The organism is Oceanospirillum sp. (genome assembly GCF_048265165.1).
Taxonomy (GTDB): domain Bacteria; phylum Pseudomonadota; class Gammaproteobacteria; order Pseudomonadales; family Halomonadaceae; genus Oceanospirillum.
In genome coordinates this window covers 645,713-672,223 of record NZ_JBLXCD010000002.1, presented here as the reverse complement: position 1 = coordinate 672,223, position 26,511 = coordinate 645,713, and the positions used below count along the sequence as shown (strand labels likewise).

Annotated in this window: 24 protein-coding genes and 1 tRNA gene; 15 read left to right on the top strand and 10 right to left on the bottom strand. The window is 49.9% G+C overall.

Features of this window, described 5'->3' with window-relative positions:
* Positions 1-10 precede the first annotated feature (10 nt).
* From slmA to coaBC, 4 genes are all read right to left on the bottom strand, one after another.
* Complete coding sequence (gene slmA / locus ACN0R8_RS06580) at positions 11-628, bottom strand: nucleoid occlusion factor SlmA (RefSeq protein ID WP_417596254.1); 618 nt, start codon at positions 626-628, stop codon at positions 11-13.
* 46 nt (positions 629-674) lie between these two features.
* A complete protein-coding gene (gene argB / locus ACN0R8_RS06575; protein WP_417596252.1) occupies positions 675-1,586 on the bottom strand; it encodes an acetylglutamate kinase in 912 nt (303 codons plus the stop codon).
* A 103-nt stretch (positions 1,587-1,689) separates the two neighbouring features.
* Complete coding sequence (gene dut, locus ACN0R8_RS06570) at positions 1,690-2,145, bottom strand: dUTP diphosphatase (protein WP_078320524.1); 456 nt, start codon at positions 2,143-2,145, stop codon at positions 1,690-1,692.
* A gap of 243 nt (positions 2,146-2,388) precedes the next feature.
* The gene (gene coaBC / locus ACN0R8_RS06565; protein WP_417596249.1) at positions 2,389-3,660 is read right to left on the bottom strand and encodes a bifunctional phosphopantothenoylcysteine decarboxylase/phosphopantothenate--cysteine ligase CoaBC; all 1,272 of its coding nucleotides are present in this window, start codon (positions 3,658-3,660) and stop codon (positions 2,389-2,391) included.
* A 254-nt stretch (positions 3,661-3,914) separates the two neighbouring features.
* Between coaBC and radC the strand changes: the two genes are divergently transcribed.
* From radC to ACN0R8_RS06535, 6 genes are all read left to right on the top strand, one after another.
* Entirely contained in the window at positions 3,915-4,589 is a 675-nt protein-coding gene (radC, locus tag ACN0R8_RS06560; protein WP_417596247.1) for a RadC family protein, read from the top strand.
* 233 nt (positions 4,590-4,822) lie between these two features.
* Positions 4,823-5,059, top strand: coding sequence for a 50S ribosomal protein L28 (gene rpmB / locus ACN0R8_RS06555; protein ID WP_078320521.1), 237 nt, complete (start codon positions 4,823-4,825; stop codon positions 5,057-5,059).
* 24 nt (positions 5,060-5,083) lie between these two features.
* Positions 5,084-5,239, top strand: coding sequence for a 50S ribosomal protein L33 (rpmG, locus tag ACN0R8_RS06550; protein ID WP_078320520.1), 156 nt, complete (start codon positions 5,084-5,086; stop codon positions 5,237-5,239).
* A gap of 117 nt (positions 5,240-5,356) precedes the next feature.
* Complete coding sequence (gene mutM / locus ACN0R8_RS06545) at positions 5,357-6,184, top strand: bifunctional DNA-formamidopyrimidine glycosylase/DNA-(apurinic or apyrimidinic site) lyase (RefSeq protein WP_417596244.1); 828 nt, start codon at positions 5,357-5,359, stop codon at positions 6,182-6,184.
* Between the two features lie 65 nt (positions 6,185-6,249).
* Positions 6,250-6,630, top strand: coding sequence for a SirB2 family protein (locus ACN0R8_RS06540; protein ID WP_417596242.1), 381 nt, complete (start codon positions 6,250-6,252; stop codon positions 6,628-6,630).
* 51 nt (positions 6,631-6,681) lie between these two features.
* Positions 6,682-7,683, top strand: a complete 1,002-nt coding sequence (locus ACN0R8_RS06535; protein ID WP_417596240.1) for a 2-hydroxyacid dehydrogenase — start codon at positions 6,682-6,684, stop codon at positions 7,681-7,683.
* 48 nt (positions 7,684-7,731) lie between these two features.
* On the opposite strand, the gene ACN0R8_RS06530 is transcribed toward ACN0R8_RS06535, so the two are convergent.
* Positions 7,732-8,667 carry an AEC family transporter gene (locus ACN0R8_RS06530; RefSeq protein ID WP_417596238.1) on the bottom strand — a complete coding sequence of 312 codons (936 nt, stop codon included), beginning with the start codon at positions 8,665-8,667 and terminating at the stop codon, positions 7,732-7,734.
* A gap of 319 nt (positions 8,668-8,986) precedes the next feature.
* Here ACN0R8_RS06530 and ACN0R8_RS06525 point away from each other — a divergent pair, with 319 nt between their 5' ends.
* From ACN0R8_RS06525 to ACN0R8_RS06515, 3 genes are all read left to right on the top strand, one after another.
* Complete coding sequence (locus tag ACN0R8_RS06525) at positions 8,987-9,454, top strand: hypothetical protein (protein WP_417596236.1); 468 nt, start codon at positions 8,987-8,989, stop codon at positions 9,452-9,454.
* Between the two features lie 162 nt (positions 9,455-9,616).
* Complete coding sequence (locus ACN0R8_RS06520; protein WP_417596234.1) at positions 9,617-10,222, top strand: SCO family protein; 606 nt, start codon at positions 9,617-9,619, stop codon at positions 10,220-10,222.
* Between the two features lie 47 nt (positions 10,223-10,269).
* A complete protein-coding gene (locus tag ACN0R8_RS06515; protein ID WP_417596232.1) occupies positions 10,270-10,719 on the top strand; it encodes a copper chaperone PCu(A)C in 450 nt (149 codons plus the stop codon).
* 90 nt (positions 10,720-10,809) lie between these two features.
* Here the strand turns inward: ACN0R8_RS06515 and glnK (ACN0R8_RS06510) are convergent, their stop codons facing one another.
* The 3 genes from glnK (ACN0R8_RS06510) to glnK (ACN0R8_RS06500) all read right to left on the bottom strand — a co-directional run bounded on the left by glnK (ACN0R8_RS06510) (position 10,810) and on the right by glnK (ACN0R8_RS06500) (position 13,053).
* On the bottom strand, positions 10,810-11,148 hold the full coding sequence (glnK, locus tag ACN0R8_RS06510) for a P-II family nitrogen regulator (protein ID WP_417596230.1): 339 nt from the start codon (positions 11,146-11,148) through the stop codon (positions 10,810-10,812).
* Between the two features lie 276 nt (positions 11,149-11,424).
* Positions 11,425-12,666 carry an ammonium transporter gene (locus ACN0R8_RS06505; RefSeq protein ID WP_417596228.1) on the bottom strand — a complete coding sequence of 414 codons (1,242 nt, stop codon included), beginning with the start codon at positions 12,664-12,666 and terminating at the stop codon, positions 11,425-11,427.
* Positions 12,667-12,714: 48 nt separating this feature from the next.
* A complete protein-coding gene (glnK, locus tag ACN0R8_RS06500; protein WP_078320510.1) occupies positions 12,715-13,053 on the bottom strand; it encodes a P-II family nitrogen regulator in 339 nt (112 codons plus the stop codon).
* Between the two features lie 421 nt (positions 13,054-13,474).
* Between glnK (ACN0R8_RS06500) and ACN0R8_RS06495 the strand changes: the two genes are divergently transcribed.
* The 3 genes from ACN0R8_RS06495 (at position 13,475) to rep (ending at position 17,546) form a co-directional block, all read left to right on the top strand.
* Positions 13,475-13,747 carry an accessory factor UbiK family protein gene (locus ACN0R8_RS06495; RefSeq protein ID WP_417596226.1) on the top strand — a complete coding sequence of 91 codons (273 nt, stop codon included), beginning with the start codon at positions 13,475-13,477 and terminating at the stop codon, positions 13,745-13,747.
* 97 nt (positions 13,748-13,844) lie between these two features.
* Positions 13,845-15,365, top strand: coding sequence for a YifB family Mg chelatase-like AAA ATPase (locus ACN0R8_RS06490; protein WP_417596224.1), 1,521 nt, complete (start codon positions 13,845-13,847; stop codon positions 15,363-15,365).
* 162 nt (positions 15,366-15,527) lie between these two features.
* Positions 15,528-17,546, top strand: a complete 2,019-nt coding sequence (gene rep, locus ACN0R8_RS06485; protein WP_417596222.1) for a DNA helicase Rep — start codon at positions 15,528-15,530, stop codon at positions 17,544-17,546.
* A gap of 133 nt (positions 17,547-17,679) precedes the next feature.
* On the opposite strand, the gene ACN0R8_RS06480 is transcribed toward rep, so the two are convergent.
* The gene (locus ACN0R8_RS06480) at positions 17,680-18,105 is read right to left on the bottom strand and encodes a c-type cytochrome (protein WP_417596220.1); all 426 of its coding nucleotides are present in this window, start codon (positions 18,103-18,105) and stop codon (positions 17,680-17,682) included.
* Between the two features lie 315 nt (positions 18,106-18,420).
* Here ACN0R8_RS06480 and ACN0R8_RS06475 point away from each other — a divergent pair.
* From ACN0R8_RS06475 to ACN0R8_RS06465, 3 genes are all read left to right on the top strand, one after another.
* Positions 18,421-18,497 (top strand) — tRNA-Arg (locus tag ACN0R8_RS06475).
* Between the two features lie 157 nt (positions 18,498-18,654).
* Complete coding sequence (drmD, locus tag ACN0R8_RS06470; RefSeq protein ID WP_417596218.1) at positions 18,655-21,711, top strand: DISARM system SNF2-like helicase DrmD; 3,057 nt, start codon at positions 18,655-18,657, stop codon at positions 21,709-21,711.
* Positions 21,711-25,694, top strand: coding sequence for an Eco57I restriction-modification methylase domain-containing protein (locus ACN0R8_RS06465; RefSeq protein WP_417596216.1), 3,984 nt, complete (start codon positions 21,711-21,713; stop codon positions 25,692-25,694). The genes drmD and ACN0R8_RS06465 overlap by 1 nt, the downstream gene beginning before the upstream one ends.
* Here ACN0R8_RS06465 and drmC read toward each other — a convergent pair.
* Positions 25,691-26,509 carry a DISARM system phospholipase D-like protein DrmC gene (gene drmC / locus ACN0R8_RS06460; protein ID WP_417596214.1) on the bottom strand — a complete coding sequence of 273 codons (819 nt, stop codon included), beginning with the start codon at positions 26,507-26,509 and terminating at the stop codon, positions 25,691-25,693. The genes ACN0R8_RS06465 and drmC overlap by 4 nt on opposite strands.
* Positions 26,510-26,511 lie beyond the last annotated feature (2 nt).

Genomic DNA, 26,511 nt, shown 5'->3' with positions numbered 1-26,511 from the left:
TGCACCAGGATCAGGCGCCAATCGCAATGGGAATCATCAGCTCATGGGCCAGATAAGCCCATTGTTCCGGCCAGTTTTCCACCGGTGAGCGCCCCGTGCGGGCATACTGCTGAATACGCCCCTCTACGATTGAGAGAAGCAGCTGAGACGTTACAGGAACAGGCATACGGGTTTTCATTTTGTCGCGAATTTCAGCTTCCCGCAGAACCTGCTTAAGCTGAGTTTCCAGGCGCTCGTAAAACTGGGATACCCGACTCCGCAGACGCTCATTTTCACCGACCAGAGCCTCCCCGGTCAGAATACGGCACAGACCCGGATTCCGGTCAGCAAAGGCTAACACCAGCGTCAGAAGGTGCTCACAGCGATAAATAGCCTGCGGCTCATCCTGCAGAATACGGTTCACCCGGCTGAAAACCGTATCTTCGATGAACTCTATCAAGCCTTCAAACATCTTGGCTTTACTGGCAAAGTGGCGATACAGCGCAGCTTCAGATAAGCCAACCTCTTTTGCCAGATTAGACGTTGTGATTCTGGCACCAGGGTTATTCTCAAGCATCTGAACGAGTGCCTGCAGAATCTGTTCCCGGCGAGATGATTTAGTGTGCTTCTGCTTACTATCCTGCGTCATGGCCTTTCCAGTTTTCCCAGCGTTTTTATCAATACCTTTACGACCATCAGTCCTGATTGGTAATAAGAGTTCCTACCCCGGCATCGGTGAAGATCTCAAGCAGGGTCGCATGAGGAACCCGGCCATCAATAATATGAGAGCTTACCACGCCATTTTTCACGGCGCTCAGAGCACAACCAATTTTTGGTAACATGCCGCCGTAAATGGTGCCATCCTCAATCAATTCATCAACCTGTGTTGTGCTCAACCCAGTCAGAATATCACCATTTTTATCCAGCAGACCGGCGATATTTGTGAGTAACATCAGCTTTTCGGCACCCAGAGCTTCAGCCACCTTGCCTGCGACCAAATCTGCGTTGATGTTATAAGAGCGACCATCTCCGTCCACACCAATCGGAGCAATCACAGGTATAAAGTCCCGCTGTACCAGCATATCCACTACATCAGTCTGAACGTTGGCTACCTCACCAACATGGCCAATATCTATGATTTCCGGGGCGGTCATATCCGGGGTTTTATGGGTAACTTTCAGCTTTCTCGCTTCAATTAAGCCGCCATCTTTACCGGTCAGGCCCACAGCTTTACCGCCCGCCTGATTGATCAGACTGACAATCTCTTTATTAACCAAACCGCCAAGCACCATCTCAACCACATCCATGGTTTCTTCGTCGGTAACACGCATACCGTTAACGAAGCGGGATTCAATCTTAAGCTTCTCCAGCAGCTCACCAATCTGAGGTCCTCCGCCATGCACAACCACCGGATTGATACCGACCTCTTTCATCAGCACCATATCACGGGCAAACGAAGCCTTTAGCCCCTCGTCTGTCATGGCATTACCACCATACTTAATCACAATGGTTTTGCCGGAAAAGCGCTGGATATAAGGTAAGGCTTCGCTAAGAACCTTAACAACTTCAATGGCATGTTCAGTCTTGGTGCTGGCGTTGTCACTCATGGAAGTACCTGTAAAACCTCTTAGTTATATTCTGAATCCCCTTCTTTGGCTTAAAAAAAAGGGGTTACCGGAAAGGCGCTGCTTTTATGGAGAAACAGATCGGTTATTGGCGGCCGGAATGACCAAAGCCACCGGCGCCCCGATCAGAGGCGTCAAAATCATCAACGATATTCAGTTCGGCCTGAACCACCGGCACAAGTACATATTGAGCCAACCGCTCACCGGGCTCGAGAGTAAAGGCCGACTGTCCACGATTCCAGCAGGAGATCATCAGCTCACCCTGATAATCAGAGTCAATCAAGCCCACCAGATTACCCAAAACGATACCGTGCTTATGCCCAAGGCCGGAGCGTGGCAAAATTACACCCGCAAGCCCCGGATCACCGATATGGATAGCAAGACCCGTACCGATCAGCTGAGTTTCACCGGGCTGGAGCGTCAATGGCTCATCGATGCACGCACGCAGATCCATACCCGCAGAGCCTTCAGTTGCGTAGTGCGGCAGCGGAAGCTCATGTCCAATTTTAGGGTTCAGGATTTTGACGTCGAGTGTACTCATCGATAGTTCTGCTCTTTTTTAGAAAATAAGAATTTTTCCGGTCAGGCCGGCTGGAACCCGTTCTGCGCAATTAACCTCCGTACAATTGTACACTTAACCTCAGTACAACTAACCTCAGGCTAGGAAGAACGCTAACAGCAGAAACGGCAAAAGCGCATCAAAAGAGGGCATTCAGGCTCCCGAAGGACCTACCCGATGCAGACTTGGTATTATAACGATTTCAGCGCCAACTGCTTGTTAAACTTACGCCTCACCAGTGTTGCCCTGGTGAAAGTGATGGGCAATACAGAGGATCAGATCCTGTGCTAAATCTTGTTTAGCGGCCTGTTCAGGGCTATGAGACTGAAGGGTACTCTTTTCCTGCCAAAGCAGCGTGACGGCATTCTGGTCGCTATTAAAGCCTATGTCAGTACGGGAGACATCATTGGCAATAATCATATCCAGGTTCTTGCGCACCAGCTTATCTGCTGCATAAGACTCCACATCCTGAGTTTCCGCAGCAAAACCGACGGTGAAAGGACGCTGAGCATGCTTGGCAACCGTGGCAACAATGTCCGGGTTCTGCACCAGATGCAGCACCAGATTATCCTGCCCGGGCTGTTTTTTCATTTTTTGGTCTGCCACATCAGAGGGCCGATAATCGGCGACAGCAGCCGCTGCGATAAAAATATCGGTTTCTCCAATAACGGAAAGACTGGCATCCAGCATCTGCTGTGCGCTCTGTACAGAGATCAGATTCACACCTTCAGGAGCCGAGATCTGAACCGGCCCGGCGATCAGATTCACCTTAGCACCGGCATTAAGCGAGGCCTGCGCCAGTGCAAAGCCCATTTTGCCCGAGCTGTGATTACTGATATATCGCACCGGGTCAACCGCTTCCCGTGTCGGGCCTGCAGTAATTGTAACGGTTTTCCCTGCCAGCAAACCCATGAAATCATGCCGCACAGCACCAGACAGGGGTCCAGACTGCAGCTCAACAGCAGCCTTGCTAATCAGAGCCACCAGGGCTTCCGGCTCCAACATACGGCCGGGGCCAACATCACCGCAGGCTTGCTCACCCTGCCCTGGGCCGAGAAACTGATAACCATAACCAGCCAGTCGTTTCGCATTTCCCTGGGTCGCAGGATGACGCCACATCGCTTGGTTCATCGCCGGGGCCAGTAAGACCTTAGCCTCAGTTGCCAAACACAGCGTTGTCAGCAGATCATCCGCCATACCGGCTGCCAGACGCGCCATCACATCAGCACTGGCCGGAGCAATCACAATCAGGTCAGCCCATTTTGCCAGCTCGATATGCCCCATACCGGCCTCAGCCTCCGGATCAAGCAGGTGAGTATGCACTGGATTGCCCGACAGCGCCTGAAAGGTCAGAGGTGCTATAAAAGCCTGTGCGCCCTCGGTCATGACAACGCGAACATCTGCACCGGCCTTGATCAGCAAGCGGGTCAGCTCAGCGGATTTATAAGCAGCAATACCACCGCTGATACCCAACAGAATACGAACCTTAGCCAACATAATAACCACACTCTCTGTTTATAAATTCCTGGCCCAGACTATAAATCCCAGACCCAAGCTACCTGTCCAGACCTGAGTCCAATGATCAGCCAAACCAAACTGACCCAAAGCGCAACAAGATAGCATGTGCACTGTTAAGCCGTCAGCTACTCCTCTGATCTGAACTTGCCTTAACCGGAATTTCGGTCAAAACTAACAGGCAATGGAGTGAGTTCCGGTAACCAGGAACAGAAAAAGTCATCAGGGAGGTGACGATGAGCCTTAAGGACTGGCCTGAACAGGAACGGCCAAGAGAGAAGCTTTTGAAGCAGGGAGCTGGCGCACTCAGTGATGCCGAGCTGTTAGCTATATTTCTCCGCACCGGTATTCCCGGCAAAAATGCGGTGGAACTGGCCAGAGAACTCCTCATCGGTTTTGATGGCCTACGGGCTCTTCTGGAAGCAGACCTGAAAAGCTTCTGCAGTCATAACGGCCTTGGCCCGGCAAAGTACGTCCAGCTGCAAGCTGTTCTGGAAATGAGTAAGCGCCATCTGATGGCTCGTCTCGAAAGCGGTGAAGCCCTCACCAGCCCAGAACTTGCTGAGCACTATCTGATTACCCAGCTTCGCCATGAGCCCCATGAAGTGTTCGCCTGTCTTTTTATGGACAACCAGCACCAGGTGCTCTCCTTTGAGCCGCTTTTCCGCGGTACCATCGACAGCGCCAGCGTTTATCCCAGAGAGGTTGTTAAACGTGCTCTCGCCCATAATGCCGCGGCGGTCATCTTTGCTCACAACCATCCTTCTGGTATCGCAGAGCCCAGTCAGTCAGACGAAAGAATCACCCACAAACTGACAAAAGCACTCGATTTAATTGATGTCAGAGTGCTCGATCACTTTATTATTGGTAACGGAGATACGGTTTCGCTTGCTCAACGCGGCCTGATGTAGATAATGACGCACTTCTGGTTGGTATTTCTGTGGAGAACAGAGCGAATCTGTACAAAACAGAGAAAAACAGCCGCAAAATCACATATAACTTGTCAGCTAGTGGGCTTTCTGATATAACAGTGCGCCTTTAAATTGATGGGTTGAAGCAGGGCGCCGTTTTTCCGGCTGATTCGCTGATTCCCCCAGGTTTCTTGAATAGTTAAGACGCCTAGCTAGCGGCTGGAGGCTAGAAAATGTCCAAAGTTTGCCAGGTTACCGGGAAGCGTCCTGTAACCGGAAATAATGTATCACACGCACAAAATAAAACGCGTCGTCGTTTTACTCCTAACCTTCACACGCACCGTTTTTGGGTTGAAGCCGAGAAACGTTTTGTGAAACTGCGCGTATCTGCTAAAGGCATGCGTATCATCGACAAGCAAGGTATCGAGAAGGTACTGGCTGACATTCGTGCACGCGGCGCTAAGCTGTAAGCACGGAACAAAGGAGTCTAAATCATGCGTGATAAAATCAGAATGGTATCGTCTGCCGGTACAGGTCACTTCTATACCACAGACAAAAACAAGCGTACTACGCCAGACAAACTGGAAATGAAGAAATTCGATCCTGTTGTTCGTAAGCACGTTATGTACAAAGAAGCTAAAATCAAATAAGATTTTTTCTTCTGAAAAAAGCCCGGCTTGCCCGGGTTTTTTTATGCCCGCATAATAGCCAACTTTGCAACTGGGTTATTATCCTCCCTAACAGGAGCGCGCCGTAAAGAGCCAGCCATGCCTGAATTACCAGAAGTAGAAACCACCCGAAAAGGCGTCAGCCCCTACTGCCTGAAGCAAAGAGTAAAACAGCTTATTGTTCGGCAGCCTTCCTTACGCTGGCCTATTCCCGATGACCTTAGTCCACAGATCTGCAACAAACAGATAAACAAGGTTGAGCGCCGAGGCAAGTATCTGTTATTTCACTTTGATCATGGCACCCTGATCATGCATCTAGGTATGTCCGGTAGTCTCAGGGTTTTGCTGGCCAATACATCTGGCGAACCGGTCAACAAGCATGATCATGTCGACATCATCATGGAAAGTGGCGACATTCTTCGCTATCACGACCCCAGACGCTTTGGCGCCATACTTTGGACCGATCAACCGGTTGAAGAGCATAAACTGATCGCTCATTTGGGGCCTGAGCCCCTGTCAGATTTGTTTAATGCTGACTACCTGGCACAACGTTGCGCCAAGCGTAAAACCGCTATCAAAAGCCTGATTATGGACAGTAAAGTGGTCGTGGGTGTCGGAAATATCTACGCCAATGAGGCACTGTTTCTCTCCGGTATTCACCCTCAGCAGGCGGCCGGCAGTCTAAAACCGGGTCAACTGGCACAGCTAACCGATAACATCAAAAAGGTACTGCAACGCTCAATCGAGCAGGGCGGCACCACTCTGAAAGATTTTGTTGGTGGCGATGGCAAACCCGGCTATTTTGCTCAGCAGCTGAACGTCTATGGGCGCGCAGGGTCAGATTGCCTGCACTGTAAAACCGAACTTAAAGAGATTCGTCAGAATAACCGGAGCAGTGTCTTCTGCCCCCAGTGTCAGCCCTTATAGAGCGCCAAGCACTTCAGGCCTGACATTCCAGCACCTACCTAACAACCATTGAGAAAGGATTAACCATGTACGCTGCGTTTAAACATATTCACCTGTTAACCGTTGCCCTGAGCCTGGGATTGTTTGCACTTCGCAGTGTCTGGATGCTGCTGGACTCTGATCAGCTGAAAAAGCGCTGGGTGAAGATTCTCCCGCACGTAGTCGACACTCTGCTACTGATCAGCGCCATCGGTCTGATGTTTCAGATTCAGCAATACCCAATTACACACGGTTGGTTAACCGCCAAAGTACTGGGTCTGATAGCGTATATTGTACTGGGTACTCTTGCTTTAAAACGGGGAAAAACCAAAGGGGTCCGCGTGATCGCCCTGGTCGCAGCATTAACCGTCATCGCCTATATTGTAGGCGTAGCCATTCGCCATAATGCACTTTCCTGGCTGGCCTGATTTCAGGTCACCGGATTACGTTGATGATATAAAGCAAAAGGAATTCCGAACATGCGTATTGCTGTTTTCAGTGCTCAACCCTACGACAAACAGTTTCTGGAACAGGAAAATAGCCAGCATGGCTATGAGCTGAGCTACTTTGAGCAGCAACTAAACGAGGCTAATGCCGAGCTGTGCAAAGGGTTTGATGCGGTTTGCGCCTTCGTTAATGATGACCTGAGCGCCCCGGTACTGAACCGGCTAAAGGCCCACAGGGTTCAATTTATCGCCATGCGCTGTGCCGGTTTTAACAATGTTGATCTGGTTGCAGCCAAGTCTCTGGAACTGCCCGTGGTACGGGTTCCCGCCTATTCACCGGAGGCGGTAGCTGAGCACACACTGGCGCTGATTCTGACTCTGAACCGAAAGACCCACCGTGCCTACAACCGGGTTCGGGAGAGTAACTTTACCCTGAACGGCCTACTAGGCTTTAATCTGCACGGCAAAACGGTTGGTCTGATCGGCACCGGCCAGATCGGCCTGGCAACGGCTAAAATTCTCAACGGCTTTGGCTGTAAGCTGATCGCCTACGACCCCTACCCTAACCCGGAGTATGTCAGCCTGGGAGGCCACTACGTTGAGCTGGAACAGCTTTACAGTCGCTCAGACATTATCACGCTACACTGCCCGTTAAATGAAGGCAGTTATCACTTGGTTGATGAAGCATCCATCGGTCGTATGAAAGAGGGTGTCATGATTATAAACACCAGTCGGGGCGGACTAGTGGATACTAAGGCCCTGATCGCCGGACTGAAAAGCCGTAAGATTCAGGCTCTGGGGTTGGATGTTTACGAGCAGGAAAGCCAGCTCTTCTTCCATGATCACTCCGGTAAAATCATCGACGATGAGCTATTTGAGCGCCTGCAGGGCTTCCCCAATGTCCTGATCACAGGCCATCAGGGATTCTTCACTGAAGAAGCATTAACTCAAATCGCGGCCATAACACTTAACAACCTGACCTGTCTGGCCGGAGATCAGTCCTGTGAAAACGAATTGACCCACGCCATCAGCTAATACCTATAGGTCAGACAGCGCGCGCCTTGCTATGACAAATATGCCCGGCTACGCAAACAGCGGGGCCAAGCTACCGGGTAATAACTGAAGCACAATAGGTAAGGTTACCATTGCCAGTAGTGTCTGCGCAGTGGTGATTGCAGCCATCAAAGGGGCGTGCCCTCCCAGCTGACGCGCCAGAATATAAGATGATGTTGCCGTTGGCATAGCCGCAAACAGCAACAACACCCCAATCTCCAGCTCACTTAGCCCCACCAGGTAACCAATAACCGTCGCCATCAAAGGCATGATAAAAAGCTTAATCAGGCTTGATGAGATCAGCGGCCAGGAGGCTTCTCTGATAGACCTGAGGTTCAGGGCAAAGCCTACGGCCAAAAGCCCCAAAGGCAAGGCAGCATTACTGACAATGTTAAAGGCAGCAGCACTCCAGCCCGGTAAACCAATACCTGTAATATTAAGCCCGACACCGACCACGCAGCCTACAATCAACGGATTCTTTGCAATCGCTTTCAGCGTTGCACCCAGACCACTGCCACTTTGCCCGACATAAAGCGTAAAGATAAACACGCAGAAAACATTGATCAGGGGAATCATAATAGCCATGGCCACGGCCGCGATTGTAAGACCTGCCTCACCATAAAGTGCTTCGGCAGCAGCCAGCACGACGTAGGTGTTAAAGCGCAGCCCCCCCTGATAGATGGAGGTAAAAACAGGCCCCGACTGGGTTAACAGGGGTTTTAACACCACCACTAAAGCTGTCATCGCAAATAGCAGTAATATAATCGCCAGCGCAACCTTATCCACCGCAACCTGATCAATACGGGCATTCGCCATATTGCTGATCAACATCACCGGGAAAAGGAAAAAATAGGTAAAGCGTTCAACAAGTGGCCAGAAATCACCACCGGGAAAACGAAAAATATTCAGCAATGTTCCGGCCATAATCACCATAAATACCGGAACCAGCGCATCAATAATTAACATAACATCCTCTTCTCGGGAACAGGAAAAAGTACCAACACTCTATGATAGAGAACAGCACCAACACTGTTGTATTGGCGCAGTCTACCTAAGGCCAACAGCAAGGCCAAGCAGACAGTACTTACTCTAAGGCCAGTCTGCACCAAACATAAAACCGGTATTTTTTTGACACGGCACAACGCTCGGACACTTTTCCTCTGGAGGAAAAAATATGCGGCAATTGGTCACACGGTTTTTAGATCGGTTTTGGTTAGACTTCACTCTCTTGAATGGCGTATACCGTGAAGGCATACGCCCTGCTGAAACAGGCAAAAACTAATTTATGTCGACCAAACAACTCAAGCTTCTCTGGACACTGACCATAGCCGCTTTGCTGGTAATGTTGCTCTATCTGGCCAATCACCTGAATGCCTTGATGGATATTGATGAAAGCCAGATGCCAGGCTGCACAATGGAGCAGGGACACTGTACTGTAACTCTGAGTAGTGGTGACTCCGTTCGCCTGTCAGTCTCTCCCTGGCCGGTATTAGCATTGAAGCCTGTCGAGTTCAGTATCATGGCTGACAATGTACGCCTGACTTCCGCAAAACTGGCACTGACGGGCCGGACGATGTATATGGGCATTCATCAATACACATTACGCCCATTCTCCGATAGCAATGCACTCGCTGTAAATGGCACCATCAGCGTTTGCACCGAGAAGGTGATGCCCTGGAGAGGAAGGGTGGAACTGGAAACTGATCGGGGTACAGAAAATATTTGGTTCGACTTTGATGTACTGCAGATGTGAATTATCTGACAGATATCGGATCTGTCTGGAGCAACTTTTCGCTGCTACCGGACTCTTTATAAAAAGCGATCTGTAAAACAAATCACTATTAAGAGCCAGAGATCCTTTTCATGTAGGATACCCGACAAATCAGGCCCTATCTCTTAGCGATGGAACAAACGTATGCTCAACAGTTTTAAGAAACACTTTTTCAAGGCTTTTCTGATGTTACTGCCTGTGGTGGCTTTAATTGCCGGGATGGAAACGTATCAGAAGTACCAGATGAAAACCTCAGCCAAAGTCATGCAGATTGGTAGTGATTTTACGCTACAGTCTGCTGATGGCCCATTCACGTTAAGTGATTATCCTGACAAGCTGAATATTATTTACTTTGGTTATACCCAGTGCCCAGACATCTGCCCAACGTCTCTGTCTGTTATGGCCCACGCCTTCAAGCAGCTCCCCCAGGAACAGTTAACCCAACTCCAGGGCATTCTGATCAGCGTTGACCCTGAGCGCGACTCCCTGCAGCACCTGAAAAGCTACACCCAGTTTTTTCACTCCCAAATTATCGGTTTGACGGACAATCCTGAGAAAATTCTGGCCCTGTCAAAGAAATATGGCGCCTTCTATCAGAAAGCTCAGATCGACAACAGCGCTATGGGCTACACCGTTGATCACACGTCTATGTTTTACCTGACCAATGACAAAGGCGAAGTGCTCGAAACTGTAAACCATTCAGCCTCGCCGGACGCACTGCTCGATGCTATAAAACGTCAATTGCCCTGATCCGACTGAAAGACTTCTGAAATCGTTGTGAATAAAAAGGAAAAATTATGAAAAAATGGCTTACCGCTCTGGTATTCGCACTGATCACACCCATGGCAATGGCTGCCAGTACGGTTGATGTAAAAAACCCCTACGCACGCGCGGTTCCTCCCGGGCAGTCTAACTCTGCTATTTTTATGATGCTGGAGAATAAATCTGCAAAAGAGGTTCGCCTGATCCGTGCTCAAAGCAGCGTTGCCGACGCAGTAGAGCTACATACCCATACGATGGATCAGGGTGTGATGAAAATGCGTCAGGTTTCTGAAATTGCTATTCCCGGTAACGGAATGGCCCACCTTAAACCCGGTGGTCACCACATCATGCTGATCGGCCTGAAACAAAATCTGTTTGAAGGTCAGAAAATATCGGTAAAACTCTACTTCAGCAATGGCAGTATGTCTGTAGTGAGCATGCCAGTTAAGAAAGTTATGGTAGGCATGAACAAGCACGTCCACTGATCGCCCGCCCGACTCTACTCAACAAATAAAAAAGCGGCTCAGGGTGTTAGCCCTGAGCCGCTTTTTTATGCTCAGCAGTTCACGAAAAAACTAAACTGCGTCTGTACCGCTCTCACCGGTACGGATACGAATCACCTGCTCCAGTGCAGAAACAAAGATCTTACCATCACCGATCTTACCGGTATTAGCCACTTTCGTAATCGCCTCAATCACCTGATCAACCACATCATCACCAACAGCGATCTCAACTTTTACTTTTGGCAGAAAATCCACAACATACTCTGCACCACGGTACAGCTCGGTATGACCTTTCTGTCGGCCAAAGCCTTTTACTTCCGTCACGGTAATACCCTGAACACCGATCTCTGAAAGAGACTCGCGCACGTCGTCCAGCTTGAACGGCTTAATAATCGCAGTAACCAGTTTCATTGTTGTACTCCTGTGAAAACGGTCCCGGCCTCGTGAGCCGGTAAGAATTAGTGAACAGGTCTGGTATGCATCCCCTGTTTAAACTGCCAATAGCATACTGCTATTGTCGACATTAAAAAAGGGTGCCCGTAGGCACCCTGAAGGTTTTTTGAGGTTAAAACCTCTTTATATTTTTCTTAATCTTTTATCGTTTTCTATATCAATCTCTTATTTTTGTTCACTTGGTGCCCGGTTATTTAACCTTTGAATCATTGAGCACCTGACCTTTAAGTACCCTTAGCCTTTAGTGAATTCAGGGTAAGCTTCCAGGCCACACTCAGCGATATCGACACCCTCGTATTCTTCTTCTTCAGAGACACGAATACCGATAACTGCTTTCAGGATGCTCCATACGATCAGGCTTGCTACGAATACCCAGCCAAAGATAGAGATAATACCCAGCAGCTGTGCAGAGAAGGTTGCATCAACATTGCTCAGAGGTACAGCCAGCAGACCCCAGATACCCACAACACCGTGTACAGAGATAGCACCTACAGGATCATCAATACGCAGCTTATCAAGCATGATGATAGAGAAGACAACCAGTACACCACCTACCGCGCCAATCAGAGTAGACGCTAAAGCTGTTGGAGCCAGAGGCTCTGCAGTAATTGCAACCAGACCTGCTAGTGCACCATTCAGTACCATGGTCAGATCCGCCTTGCGGAACCACAGGCGAGCCAGAATCAGAGCGGCAATCGCACCACCTGCTGCTGCTGCGTTAGTGTTAACAAATACCTGTGCAACAGCATTTGCTTCACCCACATCAGACAGTTTCAGCTCAGAGCCGCCGTTGAAGCCGAACCAGCCCATCCACAGGATGAAAGTACCCAAAGTCGCCAGAGGCATGTTGCTGCCAGGAATAGCGTTGATCTGACCGTTTGCACCGTATTTACCTTTACGGGCACCCAGTAACAGAACGCCTGCCAGTGCAGCTGCAGCACCCGCCATGTGAACAATACCGGAACCAGCAAAGTCTGAGAAACCTGCTTCGCTCAGGAAGCCACCACCCCAGGTCCAGTAACCGGACGTTGGGTAGATAAAGCCTGTCATAACAACTGCAAAAGCCAGGAAAGCCCACAGTTTCATACGCTCAGCAACCGCACCAGAGACAATAGACATAGCTGTCGCTACGAAAACCACCTGGAAGAAGAAATCAGAACGTGCAGAGTAATAGGTATCACCACCGCTTGCTAAAACCGCTTCCGTTGCATTCTCTTCACCAATCAGGAAACCCAGATTTGGCAAAATACCGCCCGCATCACCACTATACATAATGAAGTAGCCGCAAAGCAGATACATGGTACAGGCGATCGCATACAGAGCGATGTTCTTAGTTAGAATTTCAGTGGTATTTTTGGCACGAACCAGACCGGCTTCCAGCATGGCAAAACCTGCCGCCATCCACATAACCAGTGCACCACAGATCAGAAAATAAAAAGTATCAATTGCATACTTTACTTGTACTAAATCTTCCATTGGGAAGGCCCTCCGAAGGCTAAATTCAGTTTTAAGCGAATGTGTCGCTTAGATTGCGTCAGTACCGCGTTCTCCGGTACGGATACGCACAATTTCTTCCAGAGCAGTGATAAAGATTTTGCCATCACCGATCTTGCCTGTATTTGCAGCGTTAGTAACCGCTTCGACCACCTGATCAACCTGATCTCCCGAAACCGCAACTTCCAGTTTCACTTTCGGCAGGAAGTCCACTACGTACTCCGCACCCCGATAAAGCTCAGTGTGGCCTTTCTGACGGCCAAATCCTTTAACCTCAGTGACCGTTATCCCTTGAATACCGATATCGGATAAGGCTTCGCGTACATCATCCAGTTTGAACGGCTTAATGACTGCAGTGACCAGTTTCATTGGTTTACCCCTACGGCACGTTTCACGTGCTTATCAGATTGAATTACTGTTCCAGTAATTTAGTTTAAAGCGTGGCTTCTCTCGGTGCACCGCTTGCTCAATGCACTATCGCCAACATACCCGGGATTCTGCACAGGATGTGCCAAAAAGAAAAAAGCTATGTTTTTCATGCATCTAGAAGCAAAAAGAACCTGTAAGCACGAGCTTGATGCACCAAAACAGAAAAAACATTGCACCGACAAAATTCCAAACAAAGGCTAAGCGCACCATTTTCGTGCACTTGCAGTGCACCACAAGGCAACATAACAAGGCAAAACCGAAACCCAGTAAAAGTGCGTAAAGTGGTACACTCTTCAACCGGTTTTCTGACGAATCATTTACTGAAAAACCAATGGAATAACACAACGATTGGGCACTTAAGATGTTAAAACCTGAAGTAATTGCTGAGTTCACCCGCCAGATGGGTGAAAAACTCTCCGGAGCAGGCCTGCCCGGCGACACTGAACTAAAGCGCCAAATGCAATCGGTAGCCGAGAGTGTTTTTGCTAAACTGAACCTGGTAACCCGTGAAGAATTCGATATTCAGAGTGAGATTTTGCTACGCACCCGTGCTAAAGCAGACGCACTCGAGGCACAGGTTACTCAACTGGAAGCTGTTGTAGCGGAACTGGCAGCAAAAGATCAGCAGAAGTAAACACTGCTGCTCAGCCGATCGGAACGGCAGCTTCTTTTAATGGACGATAAAGAAGCAGGGCTCGTCATTGCCCTCTCAACGCATAAGGAATCGCGCCATGACACTTGCGGTCATCTACAGCCGTGCTTCTGTGGGTATCGACGCCCCGGAAGTGCGCATCGAAGTACACCTCACCAACGGGTTGCCCGGGCTGGCTATTGTGGGCATGCCTGAAACCGCCGTCAGAGAGAGCAAGGATCGCGTCCGCAGTGCTCTGATCAATGCAGGTTTTGAATATCCCCAGCGACGTATCACCGTTAACCTGGCCCCCGCGGATCTCCCCAAAGAGGGTGGTCGATACGACCTTGCGATCGCTTTGGGTGTATTAGCGGCGTCCAGTCAGATCCCTGCAGACCGTTTAAGCAACTTTGAGTGCTATGGCGAACTCTCTCTATCCGCTGAATTACGCCCAGTATCCGGTATTCTTCCTGCGGCCTTAGCATGCGCCCAGGCCGGACGCACCATGTTGGTTCCCTCAGGGAATGGTGATGAAGCATCACTACCAGAAGCAAACAAAGTGATGACAGCCGCCCACTTACTAACAGTAACCGCCATGCTCCATGGGCAAGAGGAGCTCCCGCTACACCAACTTGAAAACCAAAAGCGCTACACGCAGCTAAGAGACCAACCTGACTTGGCCGATGTAAAAGGACAGTTTCAGGCTCGTCGGGCTCTTGAGATCGCCGCAGCGGGTAATCACCACCTTCTGTTAGTCGGGCCTCCAGGAACAGGTAAAACACTCCTTGCCAGCCGCCTTGGGGGTATCCTGCCTAAAATGAGTGAACAGGATGCACTGGAAGTCATGGCACTGGCTTCCGTATCCGGCCGCTTCTCCATGGATGACTGGGGGCAAAGGCCGTTCCGCAGCCCGCACCACACAGCTTCCGGCGTTGCACTCGTTGGCGGTGGCTCACGCCCCAAACCCGGAGAGATCAGTCTAGCGCACAATGGGATTCTCTTTCTCGATGAACTACCGGAATATGATCGGCGGGTGCTTGAAGTATTACGGGAACCACTAGAATCCGGTGAAATCCATATTTCACGGGCCACCCAGCAGGTACGCTACCCTTCCCGCTTTCAGTTAGTTGCTGCAATGAATCCCTGCCCCTGCGGTTACTTTGGTGACAACCTGCGCGCTTGTCGCTGCACAGCCAAGCAAGTCAGAAACTATCAAAGTCGACTGTCCGGCCCACTATTAGACCGTATCGACCTGCAGGTGGCGGTCACCAGCCTGCCCCCGGAACAGCTCGCCAATGTTAGCCCAGGTGAAAGCAGTCAGCAGGTTCAGGCAAGGGTAACGGAAGCTCATCAGCGCCAGCTGGATCGTTCAGGTAAAAGCAACGCACAACTTACCGGCCGTGAACTGGATAACCAGATAAGCCTGCAGGATGATGCCAGCCAACTTCTGCAGCAAGCGATGGAGCAATTAGGTTTATCTCCTCGCAGCTATCACAGGATTCTGAAAGTGGCCCGCACCATCGCCGACCTGGCCGGTGAAGAGACCGTCGGCGTACCTGCCGTTTCTGAAGCTCTGGGACTCAGACAACTGGACCGGTATCTGCAGCAGCTCACTCACTAGCCATCAAGCCCCTGGAGAAAAAATCTCAGTCTTCTTTATATCGTTTTTTGCATAAGCAGTATGATCTTCACAAAGTTCACACTGCTTTTTTAACAGCCACTGGTACAATCCCTGTCTCGAAGATTTAAGCCCGTTTTTATCTCAGTTGGACCGGAACCCAATATGCTCTCTCGCCTGAATGATCGCCAACGTGAAGCCGTGGAATATGTCGGTGGCCCTCTTTTGGTGCTGGCTGGTGCCGGCAGTGGTAAAACCAGTGTCATTACCACCAAAATCGCCTATCTGATCAAAGAGAAAGGCATCAAAGCTAATAAGATAGCAGCCGTTACCTTTACCAATAAGGCATCCCGGGAGATGAAAGAGCGGGTGGGTAAGCTAGTGCAAGGTAAAGAAGCTCGCGGGTTGACGGTTTCCACCTTCCATAATCTGGGTCTGACCATTATCCGCCGCGAACATAAAACCCTGGGCTATAAAGCCGGGTTCTCTCTGTTTGATGATCAGGATACCAAGTCGCTGATTAAGGATCTGATGCACAAAGATTTCCAGACCGATGCTGAAATTATCGGGCTGGTACAGCATATGATCTCCAACTGGAAGAATGACCTGATCGAGCCGGAACAGGCGATGGGACTGGCCAACGACGACCGGGAAACATTAGCTGCAGCGGTATACAGAGAATATGATCGCCACCTGCAGGCCTACAACGCCGTAGATTTTGATGACCTGATCCGCCTACCGGTTCGTCTGTTCCGTGATCATCCTGACGTACTGGATCGCTGGCAGAACAGAATGCACTATATGCTGGTGGATGAGTATCAGGATACCAACGTTAGTCAGTATCTATTGGTAAAACTACTAATCGGCTATCGCGGCGCATTAACCGTGGTAGGTGACGATGACCAGTCGATCTACGCCTGGCGAGGTGCCCGGCCGGAAAACCTGATTAAGCTGGGGGACGATTTCAAAAATCTGAAAATCGTCAAACTGGAACAGAATTACCGGTCAACCTCACTGATTCTGCGCTGCGCGAATACTTTGATCGCCAACAACCCACACGTTTATGAGAAGACCTTGTGGAGTAATATGGGCTCCGGCTCGCCCATACGGGTGATCAGCTGCCGTAACGAAGACGCGGAAGCTGAGCGTGTTGTAACCGAAATTCTGACCCATCGCATCAAAAACGATGGCCACTATAAAGATTTTGCCATTCTCTACCGTGGCAACCATCAGGCACGCCTGCTGGAGATCAAGCTGCAGGCGTATCAGGTACCCTACAAAATCAGCGGCGGCACCTCATTTTTCTCCCGCCATGAGATCAAAGATATCATGGGTTACCTGCGCTTACTGGTAAACCCAGAGGACGATAACGCCTTTCTTCGGGTGATCAATATGCCTCGTCGGGAGATCGGCCCCTCTACGCTTGAGCGCCTGGGAACCTACGCCAACAGCCGACATATCAGCCTGTTTAACGCCTGCGACGAACTGGGGCTGGAGCAGTATCTCTCCGGCAAAGCTCTGGAGAAGCTGGGCCGATTTAATCACTGGCTGCAGCAGACCATCAAACGCTGCGCCCAGGATGACCCCATCGCCGCCATCCGCCAGATGATTCAGGATATCGACTACGAAGCCTGGCTGCACCAGAACTCCAGTTCACCGCAGGTTGCAGAACGGCGCATGGCCAATGTCTGGATTCTGGTGGACTCCCTGCGTGACACCTTGGCTAGAATGCAGGAAGAGGACGATGAAGCCACCATCGAAGATGCAATATCTCGCCTTGTACTGCGAGATATGCTGGAACAGCAGGAAAAAGAAGATGACTCCGATCGGGTTCAACTTATGACCCTGCACTCCGCCAAAGGGCTGGAGTACCCCCATGTTTATATTATCGGCATGGAAGAAGATCTGCTGCCACACCGCAACAGTATTGATGAAGGTAATATCGAAGAAGAGCGTCGCCTGGCCTACGTGGGAATCACCCGGGCCCGGGAAACTCTGACCCTGAGCTTTGCCAGTCAGCGCAAACAGTTTGGCGAAATGCTCAACTGCACTCCCAGCCGCTTCCTGGAAGAGCTGCCGGAAGGTGATCTCGCTTGGGAAGGCAAAGAGAATGCACCCGACGAAGCTAAACGAGCCAGAGGGCATGCCGCGCTGGATGCCCTTAAGAAACGCCTAGGGGGTTAGCATTGCGGTTTCCACTCAATAATCACACCAGCCTCTGAAGATGCAGGTCAGGCATAAGGGTATAAAAAAACGGCGCTGCTTTCAGGTTAAGCAGCGCCGTTTTTTAGTAGCTAACAGACAGTAAGGAAAAGGCTTACTTACTGCTTTCTACAATGTAATCAACGATAGCTTTCACTTCGTCGTCGCTCAAAGTCGGGTTACCGCCTTTAGCAGGCATCGCATTAAAGCCATTCAGAGCATGACTATACAAAGTATCCATGCCCTTACTGATACGAGGAGCCCATGCACCTGTATCACCTTTCTTCGGAGCACCTGCTGCGCCAGTGTTGTGACACGCTGAACAAACCGTGCCATACAGATCTTCAGGTGATTTACCACCGCCTGCTGCCGGAGCAGGGGCTGCACCACCACAATCCTGTCCCTGCAGACAAACGTCACCTACCGGTGCCAGACGCTCTGCAATCGCTTCTTTAGACATTTCTGCCGCTTGTACTGATGTGCTCAGAACCGCGCCAGCCAGCACGCCCATAACACCCGCGATAATTCCGCTGCGTTTCACTCTCACCACCTCTAATCACTGGTCCGTCAAAAAACAAGATTTGCTTTTTTTTCGGTGTGTATTCTATTAACCCTAAAAAACGGAAGTATAGCGGCAATTAGTCTTAGCGGAAATAGCCAACAAGGCGTATAGCCCGCTAAGCATCAGCTAATCCAGAGGAAAACCCGCCCCTGCAAAGCACCATCTCCTAAGCCAGCCCCAACCGTTACCCGTTTAGATCTTGATTTTAAAGCGCTTTCAGTAAAACTGTTTTGATCTCACAGGGGGTTCGCGGTAGACATCAGGCCAATAACTCCATAAAATACACCGCACTGCCCGCTCGTAGCTCAGCTGGATAGAGTACCGCCCTCCGAAGGCGGTGGTCGCGCGTTCGAATCGCGCCGAGCGGGCCATTTAAATCAATGACTTACGTGATTTCCTCTCCTGAAAAATCTCTGTTGTGACCAAATTGTGTCCATTTTGTGCCCAACTTTATTAATCCGTTTCATACATAAATTATCTACTGATGTAATATTGAGTCTCACTAGCGCAATAGTCATCGGATGAAAAATGCAAGCACCTGAACAAGGCCAAATCGTCAAACTGCGCCACAAAATTTGGGCAGTAACCGCAGTAAACAAAACCAGAACACACTCAAAACAGGCAATACACAGAGTCTCCTTAGAGTGCCTAAGCGATGACGCGCTTGGCGAGAATATCCAGGTCATTTGGGAGCGCGAAATTGCCCCCGCCTTTGTTGAGTCGACCTCACTGCCCAGTATTACAGCTCCCGACGCTCCCGATCTCTTCGATGCCTTTATCCGCTCCCTTCAGTGGGGCGCAAGTTCGCTAGCTGTTGGCGATATGTTGCAAGCACCTTTCCGTGGTGGCGTGCAGATGGAGGAGTACCAGCTAGCCCCTGTTATCCGCGCGACCAATATGCCCAGAGTTCGCCTCTTGCTGGCAGACGATGTTGGCTTAGGTAAAACCATCGAAGCAGGCTTGGTCACACAGGAGCTTATTCATAGTCACCGAGCAAGTCGTGTTCTGATCGTTTGTCCTGCGCATCTGAAAATAAAATGGATTGATGAGATGGCTGAAAAGTTCGGCCTCGAATTCAAGATCATCGACCGAGATGCGGTGCTTAAAATGCGGAAGGAGTACGGTCCAAGTATTAATCCTTGGGCCAGCTTCCCTCGTCTTGTGACTTCGATTGATTATCTAAAAACCGAACACCCTCGTCGCTTGTTTGATGAGTTCACTCAGAGAAGACTAGAAGAAAGCCCAAACAGCAGGCCCTGGGATTTACTGATTCTAGACGAGGCCCACAACGCAGCGCCATCAGGCAAAAAGCAATATGTGCGTGACTCAGAGCGTACCTCGTTGTTGCGTTCGATATCCGAACAGTTCGAACACAAGATGTTTCTTACCGCTACGCCCCATAACGGCTATCGTGAGAGCTTTACAGGCCTGCTGGAAATTCTGGACAACCTGCGTTTTTCTCGTGGCACAGACCTTGATAAGACCCAGCTCTCTGCCGTTACCATTCGACGCCTGAAGCAAGAAATATCCAACCCCGATGGTTCGCCACGTTTTCCGAAACGTGTGATCCTGCCTCGCGATGGAAAAACAGATCCGCAGCTGTATGTCACGCTGCCTAAGGAAGAGCAAAACCTTTTTAATCTACTGAACGCTTACACTGAAAGTCGATTGGCCTATGTCGACAAGCGTTCTGAACGTCCTCTCCAGTTCATCCTTACGCTGCTGAAAAAGCGTGCCTTATCCTCACCATTGGCTCTACGCGAGAGCCTTATCGTACATACAGAAAATGCTGGCATTAAAGGTGAGCTTGGTATTGGCGAATCGCTGTTTAACAGCTTCGAGCAAAAGGAATCGGAAGACTGGAGCGATGATGAAGATAAAGAGGACAACCTAGAGGCTGCGACAAGCGCTGCCTCCAAACTGATTTCTGAGCTGTCAGCAGATGAGAAGGATATGCTGCAGCGTATGTTTGAAATTGTTGATAAGCAGGTATCGCACTTTTCAATTCAGGAAGACAGCAAAGCAGCGGCGCTAATTGGGTGGATCAATAGGAATCTGCGCGATGGCGATCAATGGAATGGTGAGCGCGTTATCATCTTCACAGAATACAAACACACCCTAAATTATCTGGAACGGATTCTGGAAAAGCATGGCTTCCTGGAAGCAACCAGAACCATCGTTGGCGGCATGAAAGACTCCGATCGACAAAAGATCAACGATGAATTTCAGTCGCCAAGCAACGAAACCAATGTCCGCATTTTGCTCGCTACGGATGCGGCCTCTGAAGGTGCGGACTTCCAGAAGCACTGTCGGAATCTGATTCATTACGAAATCCCTTGGAACCCGATCCGCCTCGAGCAGCGCAACGGCCGGGTAGACCGCCACGGACAAAAAGCAGACGAAGTGCGCATTCATCACTTTGTGTTTAAAAATCAGGAAGACTCCGAGTTTCTTAAGCACATCGTCGACAAAGTCGAAACCATCCGAAATGACTTGGGCAGCGTAGGCGCCCTGATCGCTGATAACGTAAGAAAGAAGGCGCTGGGACAAGCTGTTAACCTTGCAGCCATCGATGACGACGCTCGTAGACGGCTTGCGCGTGAAGAAATAGCACTGGAAGCTCGGGAGAATGAAAGCGTCGCACAGATGGTCGAAGCGTTGAACCGAGCTCGCAGTGCGCTCGACATTTCTGAAAGTAATCAGCTTGACCTGCTACGCCAAGCGTTGAGTTTAGAAGGTTGTACTGAAGCAATCTCGGACCTGGGTGATGACGAGTTTTCATTAACGCGCGTGCCAACGGCTTGGACCGAATGCAAATCCTACGTCAGTACAGACTACCTGAAAAAGCGTCTCTCATTTAATCGCAACAAAGCGCGTGAAGATGATGCCGTAGGAATTGTTCACCTCGATCACCCACTTATGCGACGGGCGATTTCCACCTTCCGCGTTCAGATGTGGGGAGCGCAATCTACCAAAAGCCAGTTAAATCGAGTGACCATCACAGAATCTTCCGAGATTACTACACCGGCCATCATCGCCTCGGGGCGCTTGGTACTGCTGGGACCAGAACATAATCGACTCCACGAAGGATTGGTTCGCTGCCCGCTTTCGGTTCAGGGTAATGCTCTTGTTCCACAAGATATTGTTCGTCCAAATGATGCGGCAAATTTTGCTGGTAGCACCGAGGGTGTGAAAGCGCTGGTTGCACCGCTCATTGAAACCATTACAGAACAGCTTTCGAGCGCCGCCGAAGAAGAGGCCAATGCACTGATTGCCACGCTAAATGAGCGTGGCGAGCTGGCTCGCAAACATGCTCAGAGCCTGGCTACTGAGCGCATCACGGCAATCCGCAATGCCATAAAAGATTGGCAGAAGCGATCTGCAGACATGCAGATGCAATTTTCATTTGATGAAGAAGAACAAGATCAACGAGAGCAGGATCTGCTTGCTCTTCAGCGCAGGCTCGAGCAACTTCAACAGGATCGTGAGACTGAACCAAAACGCCAGCGAGATTTATACAAAGTGACTGACCAAAGAATGTATCCGGTTGCTCTGGAGGTAATTTTGCCTAAGGGGAGCAACTAATGGCCACTAATAAACGTGTAGCAAACCGCCAGCATCGCTGGCTATCCAGTGTAGAAATTACCGGTGTCGTGTTAAGCGAGCCGGTATTAGCAGATGCGGGAAACTTCCGCTCGCTCGACAAGGCAGAAATTGCGGCATTCAGAAAGCAGCGGGAAATCTGGAATCTGCCCAAGGGCATGGTGGAAGGTAACGGGCAGCCTGCCTGGATTAACTTTATCCTCGAAGATTTTCTCGGCCTTAAAGACAAAGACTACTGGCAAGTGGGTGCCGCAATTCCAGCCGACAGAGTGGTCAACCTGCACGAGCAGCAGGAAGTCCTTCGCCCCACACGCGTGTTACTCGATGAGGGCAATGCCGTGATGCTGGTGATGGAGGTGCCACGCGAGCAATCACTGGATAAGTCTTGGCTGCAAGACAAAGGCCGCTGGAAAGCATCGCCCACCACAAAATTCGAGCGTTTATTGCGTGAAACAGGTGTTGAGCTTGGCTTGCTCACCAATGGCGAAGCTTGGCGCTTGATTGTGGCATCTCCCTCAGAAACCACCTCTTGGATGACCTGGACAGTTCAAACTTGGAACGATGACCCAATTACACTGGCCGCGTTTAAAGATTTGTTGGGGGAATCACGTTTCTTCGCAGGTCCGCGTGATCAAGTCATTCTTGAGCTGATTAAACAGAGCCGTCAGCGCCAGCTAGATGTTGCAGACCAACTGGGCAATCAGGTACGTGAAGCGCTGCAAATTCTGGTGCATGAGCTGGATAGAACTGATGCCGAGTTGGGTGGCCACTATCTAAACGGTTACAGCGAAGCAGAAGTATTTGAGTCCAGCGTCGCCTTTATCATGCGCTTGCTGTTTACCCTCTATGCCGAGGAAAACGGGTTACTGCCTCATGGCAACGTCACTTACGACCGGGCCTATGGCGTATTGCACTTGCTCACTGAGCTTGAGGAAAACTGCCGCCTAGCGCCGGAAAAACTGAAACATTCCTATGCCGCGTATGCACGCCTGTTAGCAAGCGCGCGACTATTACACGATGGTAGCGTAGACCCGGATATCCGCATTGCCGCTCACGGCGGCCAACTGTTTGATCCAGACCGCTACCCACTATTGGACGGCCGAGCCAAGAATGGTGAATGGCCAACAGAAGTACCTGAGTCGCCCAAAGTCAGAGATGCGGTCATCCGCGATATTCTGCGCAGCCTGAAATATGCAAAAGCCGATGGCGTGCGCCAGCTGGTCAGCTATCGCACGCTCGCAGTCGAGCAAATTGGCCATATGTATGAGAGCTTGCTTGATCGCCGTGTTGCGAGAGGGCCAGAAAACAAAACGCTGCTCCTATTTCAGGGGTGGAAAGTTGGACAACAGGCTCATGAGCCGCCTCCAGCAGAATCAGCCCAATTTGAAAACCTCTCGCCTGAGGAGGTGATTAAGGCGGTAATTAAAGGTAAGTACACCAACAAGAAGGCTCCTGCTTTACGCAAGATTATGGAGCGCAACGAAGAGCGACAAACCTTAGTTAACCTAGGCACCGATGATGCCGAGTTGCTGGAGCAGGCAAAGCCGGTTGAACGCTTTCTGCAGCCCTTGGGCATCGTGCGCCCCGGAGGCCTATACGTTACTCACGGTCAGGATCGCCGTTCCAGTGGAGCTCACTACACACCGCCAACACTGACCGAGCCAGTAGTACGCCGCACGCTGGAACATCAGGTATATGTGAATGTTGAAGGCAAGCCCGGTTTGCTGGTTGAGCCAAGATTAATCAAAACTCCACAGGAGATTCTGGCCCTTAAGGTGTGCGACCCAGCCATGGGCTCCGGTGCATTTCTGGTACAGGCCACGCGATACCTAGCCGAGCGTCTGGTGGATGCTTGGGAGCGCATGGCAACCGAGCAGCCAGACAGCATTTTAACCATGCCCTTTGGTACACCCTCGCAGGGTGAGGCCAGCGAAAACCTGATGCCGGAATCCCGAGAGGAGCGGATTGTATTTGCCCGCCGTTATGTAGCCGAACGCTGCATTTATGGTGTGGATATGAACCGCTTGGCGGTGGAGATGGCCAAGCTCTCCCTATGGCTGACCACGCTTTCGACCGATCGCCCCTTTACGTTTGTCGACCATGCGCTTAAGCATGGTAACTCGCTGGTGGGATTAACGCCGGAACAGATTCTCAATTTTACCTGGAAGCCACTCAGCAACGACTTCGGCCCGCTGTTTGCGAGCCAGCCAGATCAGGAAGTAGAAGAAGCAGAGAAACATCGCGAAGCCATCCACAATATCGCTGATCACGATTTTGTCAGCAAAGAAAAAGAAAACCGCATCGCCGAAGAAGCACTTGCCAGCATCCGCACGAAGGCGACCTTAGCGATTGCTGCGTTTTTTGATGGCGCCAATACCAAGCAGCGGGAAGCCAAACTGATTGAATATCGGTACTGGTTGGAGCGTTTGAGGAAAGATGAGAATGCCCCTACCGAAATAGATAAAATAATTCTCGGACTAACTACCGGCGATAAGCCCATTATTCCATTTTGCTGGGAAGTAGAATTCCCAGAGGTCTTTCATCGCGAAAATGGCGGGTTTGATGCCTTTGTTGGCAACCCCCCTTTTGCCGGAAAAAATACAACGATTGAAGGCAATCGTGATTATTTTTTGGATTGGTTAAAACTGATCCATGAAGAGACCCATGGTAACTCTGATTTAGTTGCTCACTTTTTCCGTCGCACATTTAATTTACTTCGCAAGCAGGGTGCTTTTGGCTTAATCGCCACTAAAACAATTCGACAGGGAGATACGCGCAGTACGGGTTTGCGCTGGATATTAAATAACGAAGGCGATATTTATTCTGCTCAACGCAGAGTTCCTTGGCCTGGAAAGGCTGCTGTAATTGTAAGTCTTATATTCTCTATCAAGGGAAAATGGCATTCAGACTATGAGCTGGACTTTAAGAGTGTCAAAAAGATAACTGCATTTTTATTTGACAAGGGTGACTCTAAGAACCCTCATGTACTAACAAGAAACAAAGGTATCAGTTTCAAGGGGTCTACACCATTAGGGATGGGCTTTACCTTTGATGATAATGATAAAAAAGGAATAGCATCTCCCCTCAAGACCATGAATGAACTAGTCACCAATAACCCGGAGTACCAAAAATTTATAAAACCATACATAGGTGCTGCTGCATTGAACGACGATCCAGAGCATAAGACGGATCGATATATTATTGATTTTGGAAACATGACAGAAGATGAAGTAAAGAGATTTCCAGACCTATATAACATTGTCAAAGAACGAGTTTATCCTGAGCGCCAGAAGCAAAAAGGTAAAATTGCAGCTCAAAAGTGGTGGATATATGAGCGAAGTAGACCCAAGCTTTACGCATCAATAAAAGGGTTGAAAAAAGTTTTGGTTTGCGGCCAGACAAGTAAGTATAGGTCTTATACTTTTTTAGACAATGGCATGGTTTATGACCAAAAATTGGTAGTATTCTCCACCAGTTCTCTGATTATGTTCTGTGTGATGCATTCGAGGTTTCACGAAGAGTGGGCCTTATTCTTTGGCTCTACAATGAAGGATGACCCTGTTTACACCCCTACAGACTGTTTTGAAACATACCCATTCCCAAACCTTGAAAAACATAAAAATAGATTACAATCTGCTGCTGATAAATATTTCAGTTTCCGAAAAAGATTGATGAGTGCCTACGGAGAAGGCCTAACAAAAATATACAACAGATTTCACAGTCCCCAAGAGATTTCCGATGAAATTGGGACACTACGTCACTTGCATCAAAAGATTGATGAAGCTGTACTTAAGGCATACGAATGGGATGATCTTGAACTTAAATATGTTTTTGAACCAGATTACGAAGTGGAGGAAGGAAAAACCATTCCCTGGCGATACCGCTGGCCTGATGATCTTCGCGATGAAGTGCTTGCCCGACTGTTAGCTCTCAACGAAGAGTACTTCATTCAAGAAAGAAACTAAAAAAAATACGAAACAAGCACTCTCTTGTGCCTTAACAAGTCAAAGTGCTCAGCAATCCGTTTACTGGGTTGCCCCTGCGCCCGAACGCCCATTTCCATATTGCGATCCAACGCATACATGGTGAGGTTGGCAGAGGTGACCAAAGCATCGTGCCGATCGGCGACCAGCACCTTGGCGTGTAGTTTAAGGTGCTTATCGTCAGCAGGGATTTTCCAGGTGAGCAGTTTGGGAAGGGCAACCCCTTTGGGCCACAGGGCAATCAGGGTATCGCGGTTGTTTTTACCGTAGCCTTTTTCGCCTTCGTCCAGCACCATGGTAACTTTGACTCCACGGGCAACAGCATGGGCCATCAGCTCGATGATGTCGTTAATAATGCCTTCGTAATCCTCTTTCCCGGCCAGCCAATAGCCCACTACCAAAAGTTCTGACTGAGCAGCGGAGATAATGTCCTGTACCACTTGGCGGGTGGCGCGCAGGTAGGAACCTTCCACTTTTGGCCCGGTCCAGACCACTTCGGTTTGCGTAGCTTCGCCTTCGGTTAACAGCACAGCTTCTTTCAGCGCGGCCAGCTGCAGCGCAAAGGCAGAGTTCGTGAGTGCGGAAAAATCACTGGCCCAAATAGCGATCACATTTGAAAGAGCGCTTTGCACTGCTCCGCGCCCAGCGGCAAGTTTGGCAATACTGGCGGAGCCCGACTGTGCAGTTAGCACTCCGCTCTCTACCCCAGCGAGAACCTCAGCAAAAGCACCAGCATTCATCAGCTGGCGCACCGCCTGAGCCAAAGCATAGGCAGATTTATCCCTGTTAGCAGACATGG